A 12995-nucleotide genomic window follows, 5' to 3' on the forward strand; every position below is an offset into this window, starting at 1 on the left:
ATACAAACATTAACATTGGCTATTATTTTCTTTTAGAGGGTTTATTAAATATGAGTAATATAGATAAAGATGTTAGTAGTAAGGAAATGAGCGGTTTTTCACAAAATTTCGTAGTCTAATTCACAGTTTCGTCTGTAAACGAATGGTTTACGGGCGATTACCATACGTTTTCGACTCTATGGTTTTTTTGTATGATTTAGGTGTTTATGTTAAGTTATGGGTATCCTCTAATTGTTTTAGAAAGGAGTGAATTTATATCTTAAAAACAGCAGTTGCCTCAATCATTGGGGGGGGTTATTTAGCCTATGTGCAAAAGTAATCATGCATACAAGATGGTCAAAGTATTTTCTAAAAGCAAATGAAGCTACTTATAGGCCAATAAACTTTGTTTTTCAGGGAGCTTTGTTTGCGATTATCATGTTTATTATGCTTTCAATTGTAAAACCTTTTACGTAAGAAAATAGTGTGATAGCTAAAGGGATCAATTCTTAAACATTCCTATTGGTTACCAAAATATTTGCCCGGGAAATGGAGCGATGTTGTTTTCTCTACTGAACCAGCTATATACGGATATTAACAGTTTTTAGAAAGGAGTATCGGATGTTAGTTAAAGCACTAATTACAGCAATCATTGGAGGGATTCTGTTTCCATTGTTCTTCAAGCTATTTACCCGAAAATCCTTAGATAAAAAGACTACTAGACCTGTCAGTCAAGGATTTTTCTTCGCGGTTATCTTCTTTATAATCCTTATGGTTACAAAAACCTTCAGTTAAAGTTATATTACAGATAATCTCTGTTCTATTATGGATTGCTCCAGAAGGAAATTAAGTGGATTAAAGGAACTCAAACCCAAGGAATACGTATATTCTTTGGGTTTTTTATAAGATTTCAAGAGTAAAGCCTCCTTTGACTTAGAAATATTAAAGCAATGATAATGAGTATGTACGCATAGTGTCACGAGATTCGAAGGTCTTTAAATATTTAAAAAATAATTTGTGCAAACGATTGCATTAAATTATTAGTTTAGTATATAATGTTCAAATAAAAGTATTCTAATGTTTTTAATAATTAGATTTTATGAAACTTTTAAGAAGGTATAAGCGATAGTCAGCAGCTTACGGATGAGCAGATAGTGAAAATTCTTACATACTCAAACAGCATTTTTAGACAGGACTATTAGTTATGCCGTATTCCTGAGGTAATCTAGCAAAATAGAAAACAGCCAGCCAAAGACACTAACATTTACAGTATTCATCGTTGTTTTGAAAACGTTCACAACGAATGTCGTAGCACTTTATCTTTTGCGGCTATTAATTGAATCATAGGAGGCAGTTATGTTAGAAGAAAGAATCGTTGAAACCAGTGAAAAAAGCGTTCAGCCAAACTTACCTTATCTACCGATCAGTACCATATGGTTAATTAGTTTTGGATTTTTAGGTGTACAAATGGCATTCTCATTACAGAGTTCAAATATGGGACGCATATTTCAAACAATCGGTGCTGATCCAACTACATTAGGCTTTTTCTTTATTTTACCGCCGTTGGCCGGTTTAGTGGTTCAGCCCTTAGTTGGTTATTTTTCAGATCGTACCTGGATGCCAAGGCTTGGCCGTCGTATCCCCTATCTACTGATTGGCGCAATTGTAGCCGTAATTGTTATGTGTTTGCTGCCAAACGCCGGCAGTTTTGGTTTTAGTGCGGTGGCTGCTATGACTTTTGGCGCCATCACTATTTTGTTTATGGACGTATCATCAAATGTAGCCATGCAGCCATTTAAGATGATGGTTGGAGACATGGTCAATGAAGAGCAAAAAGGTTTTGCCTATTCTATTCAAAGTTTTCTATCAAACAGCGGTGCTGTGCTAGCCTGTATTTTCCCTTTTGTTTTAACGGTATTAGGCGTATCAAATAGTGCACCAAAAGGGGTAGTACCACAATCAGTTGTTATTTCATTTTATGTTGGAGCCGTTGTGTTAATTATTTGTAGTTTATTTACAATACTTAAAGTAAAAGAATATTCACCTGCAGAATTTGCAGCATACCATGGTATTCCAGATGAAGCTACAAAAGAAAATGTAAACGTTTTTAAACTGCTTCGCAACGCTCCAAAAGTTTTTTGGACGGTCACACTTGTTCAATTTTTCTGCTGGATGGGCTTTCAATATTTATGGACATACGGTACAGGTGCAGTCGCTGAAAACGTTTGGTATACGAATCAGCCGTCTAGCTCAGGCTATCAAGCAGCTGGCAACTGGTTCGGCATTTTATCAGCTGTACAGTCGATTGCCGCAGTCATTTGGTCACTAGTTTTGTCCCGCGTAGCCAACAACAAACGTAAGCCAGCATATGCCTTTAGTTTACTGTTAGGTGGTATTGGTTTTGGATCTGTCTTTTTTATTCACAATCAATGGACGCTGATTGCTTCATTTATTTTAATTGGCATCGCTTGGGCTGCTATGATGACGTTTCCGTTTACTATGCTTACCAATGCCTTGTCAGGAAAGAATATGGGAACATACCTAGGATTATTTAATGGCAGTATTTGTTTACCGCAAATTATAGCTTCTTGCTTGAGTTTTGCTTTGTTCCCAGCAATCGGATCGTCTATGACAGGGATGATTTTAATTTCAGGTATTTTACTTGTTACGGGAGCTGTGTCTGTTTCAATTATTAAGGAAACATACTCAAAGTAATCAGCAGCTGTGCGCGTGGTAAAAGAGTAACGTGATTTCTTACGTTTCTTGTCTTCAAACTGTTGACTCAGACCTATAAAAATCTTATTTTTAAGTCTATTATCATGATAAAATGTAAACGAATTCAATCTAGTGAAAAATGTAAGAACAAGAATGGAGAGCAGATAAATGAAAACTGAAAAAGAAAAAATGGTGGATGGCGAGCTGTATTTTCCAGCAGACCAAGAATTAGTAAAGGACCGGGAAGATGCAAGAAGGCTCGTTCGTTCGTTTAACGGTACAGATGAGACGGATTATGAAAAGCGTACAGAGTTAATAAAAAAACTATTCGGTTCAACTGGAGAACGTATCTACCTTGAATCCAACTTTCGATGTGACTATGGATACAACATTCATGTAGGAGAAAATTTTTATGCGAACTTTGACTGCACACTTTTAGATGGAGGACGAATTACGATAGGGAAGAACTGTATGATGGCTCCAGGCGTACATATTTATACGAATACTCATCCTGTGGATGCAGAACAGCGAATTACAGAAGTTGAATATACCAAGCCTGTCACAATTGGAGACAATGTATGGATTGGAGGACGGGCTGTCATCAATCCAGGCGTTACAATTGGACATAATGCTGTAATCGCTTCCGGATCTGTTGTGATAAAAGATGTTCCAGATAATGTAGTAGTGGGAGGGAACCCCGCAAAAATTATAAAAAAGTTGGATTAATTTTTACTAGCTAAACATTGTTTATAAATTAACTAAAAAATAAAGAGTTATTCCCGATAGAAATGAATCTTTCTGTAAAAATCAATATCTGTTTTTTAAAAAACAAAATGTTCGAGCAGCACTAAACCTATGGATACTCAGCAGGTTTAGTGCTGTTCTTTTATGTTGAGATGATCTCTTCATCTGACTGCAAGTCATAGCATCTCTAACTCAGCTTTCTAAAAAGATCTTATAATAAGGATGTTTTCTACCATTTTTACACTGCGCGGGAATTTTCATTTATGTGTACGTGTAAAACGGGTTAAATTATTCTAAATTCCGATCTAACAATATGCCAGTTTGCTCGGCTATTACATCGGTTGGAACGTGCATCCCGTTTTTAAACCACCATTCTACTGTCCCTACAACGGCCGAGGCAAAGAACTGAATAACAACCTCTTTACGCAACCCTTTGTTTTCTCCTTCAGTTGTATCAACTTCAGGACCATACTCTTGGATGACTAACTCGAGAAAACGGCTGCGGAAATAATGAGCGCCTTTACTTTCTAACATGGTTGAAAAGAAGAGATGGTGACGCTCAAAATATTCAAACCAAACATAATTTCCTTCTTGGAACGTCATATCAGCAGCCGAATGACATAGTTCTTCGAGGTTGTTCATATGTTCTTCAATCATCTTATCTAATAAATCATATTTATCCATATAGTGAAGATAAATCGTGCCTCGATTAACGTTTGCTTTGTCAGCAATATCCTGAATGGTAATGTCATCAAATCGTTTTTGGGTCATTAATTCAGTCACTGCGTTTTTTATAGCCTCTTGGCTCTTTAGTATTCTTCTATCCACTTTCGCCATTTTAAAAACCTCACTTTTTTTAAAAGATATTCAACAATACCTCTTCATTTGTTGAGTAATCAACGAATCGCCTTCAATTAACGATTGAAAGGATTTTATTTGCTTTTATAATTATAGACAGATGTTGATTAATCAATCAATATTGATTTACTTTTAACAGGCAGATAGATACTTTTAACGTATAGAAAAATAAACAATTCAAAGGAGATAAAAAACATGTTTAACGAAACGTATAAATTATCAAACGGTGTAGAAATTCCACTATTAGGTCTTGGTACGTGGCTGCTTGATGACGAACAGGCAGCTCAGGCAGTGCGCGATGCGGTATCTAGCGGGTATCGCCATATTGATACGGCACAAGCTTATATGAATGAAGCTGGCATAGGCGAAGGAATCCGTTCATCCGGTGTTGCAAGAGAAGAGCTTTTTATTACAACAAAGGTTGCAGCAGAAGCAAAAACTTATGACGAAGTTGCGAATTCCATTGATGAGTCTTTAACAAAGTTGGGGTTGGATTACATTGATCTTCTAATTATCCACAGTCCACAGCCTTGGACGGAGTTTAGAGAAGAGAAACGTTACTTCGAAGAAAACAAAGAGGCATGGAAAGCAATGGAGGATGCTTATAAGGCAGGGAAGGTAAAGGCAATCGGCCTTTCTAACTTCCTTCAGGATGATATAGAGAATATTCTTTCTAGCTGTGAAATCAAGCCTATGGTCAATCAAATATTGGCACATGTGAGCAATACGCCTTTGGAGTTAATTGAGTTCTGCCAGAAGAATGGCATCTTGGTAGAAGCATATTCACCAATTGCGCACGGTGCGGTTCTTGATAATAAAGAAGTGAAGGTAATAGCTGATAAATACGGAGTGTCTGTTGCTCAACTTTGCCTGCGCTATGATATTCAGCTTGGTCTTGCAGTCATTCCTAAGACGGCAAATCCAGATCATATGAGAATCAATGAAAAGCTTGACTTTGTGATCAGCGATGCAGATATGGAAATTTTGAAAAATGTCGAACCTATTCAAGATTATGGTGAGCACAGCTACTTCCCGGTATTTGGCGGAAAATTAAAATAAACAGGTGAGCAAGGACTTTTTATAGCAATGAATGAGCCAAGAGATACAATTATGAATGATATTATTGGAGGAATCAAAATGGCAAAACATGAAGAAGTAAAAAATGGCTTTATTTTTCCAGTAGGTGAAAAGAATGAAGCATATGCACAATTTTTTGTTGGACAAAGCTATCTTCAAACCTTAATCGCAGATCCTAAAGTGAACGTTGGAGTTGGAAATGTAACCTTTGAACCTGGATGCCGCAATAACTGGCATATTCATCGTGATGGATTTCAGCTTCTATTAGTAACGGGTGGCGAAGGTTGGTACCAAGAAGAAGGAAAACCTGCACAATTCTTAAAAGCTGGAGATGTTATTGTGACGCATGATGGTGTCAAACATTGGCATGGTGCTGCAAAAGACAGCTGGTTTGAACACATTGCCATCACTGCCGGTACGCCGGAATGGTTAGAACCAGTAACGGATGAGGAATATAACAACATAAAATAATAGATCGTATGTATCTTAGAAGCAAAACCCTACGGATTATTCCTAATAATCCGTAGGGTTTTTATTATAAATTCAAGATGTCATAGGAAATAGCCTTAACGCTATAAAAGTTCACCAATCGATTTGTTTTCCGTCTTTAAAAAAGCCTCCGGAAGGTCCTTCGGGTCCAATCGTTGCTAACCAAAGAATAGAACGAGCAGCTTGCTGCGGCGTTCTTGGAGCTGATGGTCCACCCATATCTGAGCTTACCCATCCCGGATCGACCGCGTTAATTTTGATATCTTTGGTGCTTTCTGCAGCTATTAACTGCGTTAAGCCATTTAGAATAAGCTTGGATAACTTATAAGCGCCCACTCCTGGAGATGACATTTCACTCATTGCGCCATATTCTGATGAAACATTAATAATTCTTCCGTAGGCTTGCTGTTCCATAAGAGGCATAAAGGAACGGATTACGTGGTAAGCACCGAAGAAATTCGTTTCTAGCGTTTTCTCTAGAACAGAAGGATCCATATCTACTAACTTTTGATTTTTATCTAAATATATGCCCGCGTTATTAATTAGCACATTCAATCGTCCATATTGCTCACTTACTTTAGCCGCAGCTTGACCGATACTTGTTTGATTGTTTATATCCATTGTCAAAAATGAAACATCAAGACGAGAGTCTTTAAGTTTTTGCACGGCTTTATGTCCGGTTTCTGAATTTCGGCTCGTCAAAATGACCTTAAAACCTTTCATCGCCAATTGTCTCACTAGTTCATAGCCAATACCGCGATTTCCTCCGGTGACGAGTGCAACTTTAGTATGTTTTTCCATTTCAAGTCCTCCATTTTTTATTTATTAATTCTGTAAGCATTGACTAGAATAGATTTCAGTTTTTCATAGATGTAATAAAAGAAAACAAAGGGATCCTACTAGGGATCCCGAAAGAAAGTTGCGTTGATGTCTTATTTTGAAAGTTGACTTACAGGACGTTTCATATAACTTCTTGGTAAAATAAATACTGCGCTCAATACTAATGACAAGATGCCCACTAGTACAACGTATTGTATACCCATTCCTGATATAAATAGTCCACCTACGGCTGTGCCAATGGTTGTTCCTAAGTTAACGGATGCTAAAAATAATCCATTCGCGAAATCAGGGGCTTCTGGAGCTGCTGATGAAATCCAATATTGATTAATATTCGTTCCTATACCAGCAAATATTCCCCAAACTAAAGTCATGATAGCCATAGGCCAAGTAAACTGTCCGATGAAGAATAAAATGATGTAAACGATTCCCAATGCGAAAGGAAAAACGACTACCGTTTTAATGGCATTTTTCGTAAGTAATTTCCCTGCGATAATGTTTCCGATAATATTTGCCACACCGTACAGAACCAGCATGAAACTAATTAATTGTCCAGAGAGGTTCGTAACGCTTTTAAGATACTCAGCAAGATAGCTATATACCCCAAATACTGCTGAATTCAGTAAAAGGACGGCAATAATAGAAAGCCAAGTAACAGGTTTTTTTAATACGCTTAGCTCTGCTCCGTATGAAAGTCTTTCTGTAACAGGCATAGAAGGGAAAAATGCCCACGTAGCAATAAATACTATCGCGTTAATAACAGTAAAAAACGTCATGGATAGTTGAAACGAGACTGTACTTGCAAGAAAACTTGCGATCGGCACACCAAGTACCATACCTGCAGATACGCCAATAAAGACTTTTGAAACAGCTTTTGGAGCCTCTTCCTTGCTGACTGAGTTCGCTGCCATTGTAAAAGCTGCTGAAAAATAAATTGGATGAAAAATAGCTGGAATCACACGCGCAATGATGGCAATAGCAAAATTAGAAGTAAAGATAGAGATAATGTTACTTAAAATGAAAATACCAAGTACAAGCAGCATTGCCTTCTTGCGATTGACTCCCGAAAATAATAACGGCATCGTTGGACCGGATATTGACACGGTAAGCGCAAAGAGACTCACCAGCCATCCTGCTTTTGATACACTGATATGAAAGTGATCCGCAATGTAGGGTAATATCCCTATAACGCCCATTTCGGTATTGATAATACCGAAAGCTCCTAAAGTTAAGACAAATATAAGTAGCTTAGTTTGTTTAGACATAAAATAAAGATCCTTCTTTCTAAAAAATGTTGTGTTCTAGTGGCTGTAAATCGGGTTGTTTAAAGGTGTATTGTCATGTTTTTACTTAGTCACTTTTTCAATTCTACCTGTAAAATCACCATCAACATTTTCAACATTTTCTTTTCCTGATTCAATTTGACCTAGTATGATAAGGTCGTTTGTAGCATCCTCAAGACCTTTGTAAAAAATAGCTACATTTCCCCAAGGAGCGTAATAAGCAAAGTCTCCTTTTTTGGATAGGTCTTCGGCTTGTACATCATCTATAGATAATCTTTTTTGTAAAATACTAACTTTCTCTTTACCTATATAATCTTCAAACGTTACGGTTAAAGGCAGTTGAACTAGAAAACCCTTACTTGCTGGGTTATCGTACATCCTAACAAACACTTCTTTGTTGTTGAACGTTAACTTTATTTTTGTATTTGAAATACTATCTTCTTCTATTTGTTCTGGTACTCGGTTTGAATGCTTACTGGCATTATGGTCGGTTGCAGAAGAATGATTGTTGCCGCAAGCAGCGAGTGCAGCGCTTATTACTAAGATAGAAGGCAGATATAACATTTTTTTCATCTTAAGCTCCTTTCCACATTGAATTATTAAAGATGTTGATGGTGTGATATGAACTTCTTTGTTGTTTATTCTAACGGCTTCTTCCAAATATAAAAAATACTTATATCTTATATCATGATATGTTTGATAAGCATTTCTAGAGTGTATATACTAAAGCTTATGAAAGGAGGAGAGGGATATAGAAATTCGAGTTTTGCGGTATTTTCTTACGGTTGCAAGAGAAGGAAACATCACGAAGGCCGCTGATGTTTTGCATGTGACACAGCCCACACTGTCTAGGCAATTAAAAGATCTTGAACAAGAGTTGGGCAAAAAAATATTTATTCGCAGCAGTCACAGTATCATTTTGACAGATGAAGGAATGCTTCTGCGAAACAGGGCAGAGGAAATTGTTAATATGGTCGATAAATTGGAGGCGGAGTTTAGTTCCATGGAAGAAACAATAGGTGGTGATATTTATATAGGGGGCGGGGAGACAGAAGCAATGAAACATATTGCACGAGTCGCAAAAGATGTGCAGGTACGTTATTCCAATATACGATATCACCTCTACAGCGGAAACGAAGAAGATATAACGGAACGGCTTGACAAGGGGCTGCTTGACTTTGGCATTTTAATTCAACCGGCTGATATTTCAAAATACAATTATCTTAATATCCCTGCCAAAGATGTTTGGGGCGTTGTGATGAGAAGAGACAGTTCTCTTGCCCTCAAAGAAAGCATTCAAGCTGCGGATTTATTAAACGCTCCACTAATCTGTTCACGACAGGCCATGAAGCAGACATTTTCAAAAAATGAATTTTCGGATTGGTTTGGCGAAGACTTTCATAAATTAAACATCGTTACTACATACAATCTTGCATATAATGCGGCCATTATGGTTGAAGAAGGCATTGGGTATGCCATAACACTTGATAAAATAGTCAATACGTCTACTAATAGCAACCTTTTTTTCAGACCGTTACAGCCAAGACTTGAATCAGGTTTAAATATTGTGTGGAAAAAGCATCATGTTCTTTCAGCTGCAGCTGATGCGTTTTTAAAAGAACTGCAGGGGGAATTTTCACAAACTCTAAACTGACAGCGCGTCGGTCTAGTTCAAACAAATGGAGTAAAAAGACTTATCTATACGGTATGGTAGATAAGTCTTTTTACTGCGGGTATGGAGGTGATGTTAAGAGCCTTAGGATGTTTTATTAGGATGTATTAACTTCCATTCGCCAGGGTTAGTGTCATCTGGCGATAAACCGTTAATAATATCAAGGTAATGATTAGCTTTTTCGTCCATATATTTTACAGTTCTTTTAGCTTCCTTTACAGGGAGCGATTGAAGATAAAAGAGACGTACCTAAAAATAGCAGGCTTGAACGAGTAAGCGATGATTAGAGACCGGTTAACTTTCATAGATCTTAATGGAATATAGATGTATAAAAGCGTAGCCTATCACGAGTTCACGCTTTTATAGTGAGAGCTTAAAACGTAGACTTCATTTTTCAAAGAAGAAATTTTTAAAAAGATAAGTGAGACGAACATTTCACCAATTTTTCACTATTAGATGCTAGTATAAATATCAGTAATGCAATACAACATTTTCTATAGAACTCCCCTATTTAGGCTGACCTTTTAAGGTGAGCTTTTTTTGTGTCTGTAATTAATATGCTCCATAGAATATGGAAAAAAGTAAATATAGGCACTCCAATAAAAGCGATAAAAGCTGAAGCAATAAGAGAAGCAATCCAATAAATCTTCCATTTGCTAAAGAATTGGTAAACTAATGTAAGTATAACCGGGATAACTGCAAAATCAACGGAATGAAAACGATCAGTAAAGACCAATAATTGATGAGGGTAGCTCCATACGCCAAAGAACTTTCCGAGTTCATCCACAGTACCAACTAAAACAAAACTAATGAAAAATACTAAGAGAATAAATATTATTCGTTGTCGGTCAATGAGGAGATAAAAAACGAATAGAAAAGCGCACTTAAAATGATAATTAGCCACCATTGAGCACTAAATAAATCATGATGAAGCCAGTAATCATATTGTTTATCATTAACACGCTGGGTAAGAACTTCTAACTGATTAACCATAAACACCACCTCCTTACGAGTATGTGTGAAAAAGAGGTGGTTCATGCAATTAGTCACTTCGTTAGATTTTTTCTTTTTATGGGTTTTGTAATGTATTAAATAAAAAAAGAAATCTACAGCGCTTGTTCTGAGCTTACGTTATTTTGTTTAAATGTCGTATGAATCATAAAGGCAATAAGAATGGAGGCTAGGACTAGAGAAGAGCCTGCCGTACCTAAGTCTAAACCACCTTTTTCATGTGGCTTTGTCAAAAGATCTCCAAATGTTGCTCCGAAAGGGCGAGTCAAAACGAATGCTACCCAAAATAAAAATACACGAGAAATCTTTGTATAGAAGTTACATATAACAATGAATGCTAGTAAGCTGCCAATTAAAATAGCTCCACCTATATATCCAAGGCCAGACGTATCAGACAAAAAATCTCCTAAAGCTGTACCTAATGTGTTTGAGAAAAGGATGGCAATCCAATAAAGTATTTCAGCCTTGCGGTTTCTAATATAGTTGATATTTAATGAACGCTCGCTAAAATACCAGTATGCAAATATCGACAACAATATAGTGATTAATATCATCGAGCCTTTTGCGTAACCTAATGCCAGTGTACGATCCATAAAATCAGACATAGTTGTGCCAGCTACGCTAGTTGACAGAATAACAGTCCAATAAAGGGCCGGAATATACCTCTTAGAGCTTAGTTGAGCTACAAGTGTAATTAAAAATATGCTAAAAAAGATCAGCGTACTAACTGCATATCCAACTCCTAATGTTTGTGCTAACAAGTCACCTGCGGTTTCACCCAGTGTCGTAGCAGAAATCTTCATAATCCAAAAAACAAGGGTAATTTGTGCAATTTTATTCATTGGCGAAGATGTTTGCATTTTTAATTTTTCTCTCCTTCTTGTGCTAACTGTTTATTCTCTTAAATAAACGGCACACTTGCCTAACGTTTTTCTTAAAGAAATTTTTTAAAAGCTTCATCGCTGTAATTCAAACTGTACAGTCTTTTTCTAAAATCAAAATGAAAAATAAATAAGAATTTAATGAGATTTTTATAAAAAACTTTTTATTAATGTTTTAATTAAATGTTTTATCAACTCTGTTGCACCATTATGTTTTTATAAAAATAAAATATTTATTTTTTATCGAATTCTCATTTTAATTTCATTTAAATTTCATTACACCGTATTAAATTTAAATTATGTGAGCCAAGTTTTTTAAACATAACGTTATGCCTTCAGCTTTTGAAACTAGAAAATAAGTACAATTCATTAAAAGAAGGAGAACGTTGAATAGTTGTTAAGAGGTCAAAGATGATAATACTTAAGAAATTTTTAAGAAACAGCTAGTAAGATTATAAATAGCATGACTATTGGTAGGAAGGTGCCATTTTGATACGTTTTCAAAGAAAGAAGAAAAGACATACATATATTTTGATAGGAGGGATTCTTACTGTAGGAGGACTTATTTTTGTTGGAACCTTGTACAAAGGTAGCTTACTTTCTTTAGACAAGCTTTCTTGGAGTGAACCTCAACAAGTGAGTCAATTATTTTCCACTTACAAAGAAAACTCTATCTTAAAGAGTAAGCTAGCCACTGAAAACCAAGAGGAAGCAAATGCTTATAAGTTGGAATATGAAAATAAAGTCTTAAAAAAAATTTTAAAAGCAGAAGATCAGGTAAAAACCTATAATCCTGTAACAGCTACCGTAATTGGCCGCTCAACGAACAACTGGAACAATGAATTAACAATTGATAAAGGAAAGAAGCAGGGGTTAAAAATAGATATGAATGTGCTAGGTACAAATGGCGTCATTGGGAAGGTATCCAAAGTTTTTTCGTCAACCTCTATCGTAGAACTAATTAGCTCAAACCTTAGGACAAATCGTATGGCGGTAATGTTAAAGGATAGGAAAAGCGTGAATGGAACATTAGAAGGCTACGATGATAAAAAAGGTAATTTAATTATTAGAAAAATCCCTAGTGAGGCTGAGGTTAATGTAGGAGATAAAGTTCAAACCTCTCCTATCAGTTCAATCTTTCAAGGGAAATTAGCCTTAGGAAAAGTCATCAAAGTAAAGCCTGATGAATATGGACTAACGCAATTGGCCGTTGTAAAACCCTCATCCAACTTTAATGATATTAGTGAAGTAGTTGTTATTAAAGCAAAGAACAATGGGTAGTGAATTTAATATCACATTCTAATAGAAGTCTTTTATCTTACGTTTTTATGTTCAGCACTTAAAATTTCCTATTGTCCACTGAGATGTTGGTTTGTGATAGCTATACACTTCTCTTTATTATTGGAAAGAGCGATCGATATGCAAAGCAAAAATATAGAGATTGAAAAG

Annotated in this window: 12 protein-coding genes; 6 read left to right on the plus strand and 6 right to left on the minus strand. The window is 36.2% G+C overall.

Features of this window, described 5'->3' with window-relative positions:
- Positions 1-1335 precede the first annotated feature (1335 nt).
- On the plus strand, positions 1336-2694 hold the full coding sequence (locus SCI76_RS21780) for an SLC45 family MFS transporter (protein ID WP_048019304.1): 1359 nt from the start codon (positions 1336-1338) through the stop codon (positions 2692-2694).
- A gap of 168 nt (positions 2695-2862) precedes the next feature.
- A complete protein-coding gene (locus tag SCI76_RS21785; RefSeq protein WP_048019305.1) occupies positions 2863-3420 on the plus strand; it encodes a sugar O-acetyltransferase in 558 nt (185 codons plus the stop codon).
- Between the two features lie 306 nt (positions 3421-3726).
- Here SCI76_RS21785 and SCI76_RS21790 read toward each other — a convergent pair whose 3' ends face one another.
- The gene (locus tag SCI76_RS21790; RefSeq protein WP_028414900.1) at positions 3727-4275 is read right to left on the minus strand and encodes a TetR/AcrR family transcriptional regulator; all 549 of its coding nucleotides are present in this window, start codon (positions 4273-4275) and stop codon (positions 3727-3729) included.
- A 216-nt stretch (positions 4276-4491) separates the two neighbouring features.
- Between SCI76_RS21790 and SCI76_RS21795 the strand changes: the two genes are divergently transcribed.
- Both SCI76_RS21795 and SCI76_RS21800 read left to right on the plus strand, forming a co-directional pair.
- Positions 4492-5355, plus strand: coding sequence for an aldo/keto reductase (locus SCI76_RS21795; protein ID WP_168761150.1), 864 nt, complete (start codon positions 4492-4494; stop codon positions 5353-5355).
- Between the two features lie 78 nt (positions 5356-5433).
- Positions 5434-5844, plus strand: coding sequence for a cupin domain-containing protein (locus tag SCI76_RS21800; RefSeq protein ID WP_048019629.1), 411 nt, complete (start codon positions 5434-5436; stop codon positions 5842-5844).
- A gap of 111 nt (positions 5845-5955) precedes the next feature.
- On the opposite strand, the gene SCI76_RS21805 is transcribed toward SCI76_RS21800, so the two are convergent.
- The 3 genes from SCI76_RS21805 to SCI76_RS21815 form a co-directional block, all read right to left on the minus strand.
- Positions 5956-6663: an SDR family oxidoreductase gene (locus tag SCI76_RS21805; RefSeq protein WP_048019307.1), complete on the minus strand. Its 708-nt coding sequence runs from the start codon at positions 6661-6663 to the stop codon at positions 5956-5958.
- Between the two features lie 131 nt (positions 6664-6794).
- On the minus strand, positions 6795-7964 hold the full coding sequence (locus tag SCI76_RS21810) for an MFS transporter (protein ID WP_328179597.1): 1170 nt from the start codon (positions 7962-7964) through the stop codon (positions 6795-6797).
- Between the two features lie 81 nt (positions 7965-8045).
- On the minus strand, positions 8046-8555 hold the full coding sequence (locus tag SCI76_RS21815; protein ID WP_168761148.1) for a cyclophilin-like fold protein: 510 nt from the start codon (positions 8553-8555) through the stop codon (positions 8046-8048).
- 178 nt (positions 8556-8733) lie between these two features.
- Between SCI76_RS21815 and SCI76_RS21820 the strand changes: the two genes are divergently transcribed.
- Positions 8734-9636 carry a LysR family transcriptional regulator gene (locus tag SCI76_RS21820; protein ID WP_328179782.1) on the plus strand — a complete coding sequence of 301 codons (903 nt, stop codon included), beginning with the start codon at positions 8734-8736 and terminating at the stop codon, positions 9634-9636.
- 852 nt (positions 9637-10488) lie between these two features.
- Here SCI76_RS21820 and SCI76_RS21825 read toward each other — a convergent pair.
- Complete coding sequence (locus SCI76_RS21825) at positions 10489-10647, minus strand: hypothetical protein (RefSeq protein WP_155017460.1); 159 nt, start codon at positions 10645-10647, stop codon at positions 10489-10491.
- Between the two features lie 113 nt (positions 10648-10760).
- Complete coding sequence (locus SCI76_RS21830) at positions 10761-11525, minus strand: hypothetical protein (RefSeq protein ID WP_230683497.1); 765 nt, start codon at positions 11523-11525, stop codon at positions 10761-10763.
- A 510-nt stretch (positions 11526-12035) separates the two neighbouring features.
- Here SCI76_RS21830 and mreC point away from each other — a divergent pair.
- Positions 12036-12827, plus strand: coding sequence for a rod shape-determining protein MreC (gene mreC, locus SCI76_RS21835; protein WP_053074037.1), 792 nt, complete (start codon positions 12036-12038; stop codon positions 12825-12827).
- The last annotated feature ends 168 nt before the right edge of the window (positions 12828-12995 follow it).

This window comes from Priestia sp. HNGD-A6 (assembly GCF_045784335.1).
Taxonomy (GTDB): domain Bacteria; phylum Bacillota; class Bacilli; order Bacillales; family Bacillaceae_H; genus Priestia; species Priestia zanthoxyli.

Coding starts and splice junctions, on each gene's coding strand:
- SCI76_RS21780 (WP_048019304.1), top strand. CDS start 1,336: ATGTTAGAAGAAAGAATCGTTGAAACCAGTGAAAAAAGCGTTCAGCCA.
- SCI76_RS21785 (WP_048019305.1), top strand. CDS start 2,863: ATGAAAACTGAAAAAGAAAAAATGGTGGATGGCGAGCTGTATTTTCCA.
- SCI76_RS21790 (WP_028414900.1), bottom strand. CDS start 4,275: ATGGCGAAAGTGGATAGAAGAATACTAAAGAGCCAAGAGGCTATAAAA.
- SCI76_RS21795 (WP_168761150.1), top strand. CDS start 4,492: ATGTTTAACGAAACGTATAAATTATCAAACGGTGTAGAAATTCCACTA.
- SCI76_RS21800 (WP_048019629.1), top strand. CDS start 5,434: ATGGCAAAACATGAAGAAGTAAAAAATGGCTTTATTTTTCCAGTAGGT.
- SCI76_RS21805 (WP_048019307.1), bottom strand. CDS start 6,663: ATGGAAAAACATACTAAAGTTGCACTCGTCACCGGAGGAAATCGCGGT.
- SCI76_RS21810 (WP_328179597.1), bottom strand. CDS start 7,964: ATGTCTAAACAAACTAAGCTACTTATATTTGTCTTAACTTTAGGAGCT.
- SCI76_RS21815 (WP_168761148.1), bottom strand. CDS start 8,555: ATGAAAAAAATGTTATATCTGCCTTCTATCTTAGTAATAAGCGCTGCA.
- SCI76_RS21825 (WP_155017460.1), bottom strand. CDS start 10,647: ATGGTTAATCAGTTAGAAGTTCTTACCCAGCGTGTTAATGATAAACAA.
- SCI76_RS21830 (WP_230683497.1), bottom strand. CDS start 11,525: ATGCAAACATCTTCGCCAATGAATAAAATTGCACAAATTACCCTTGTT.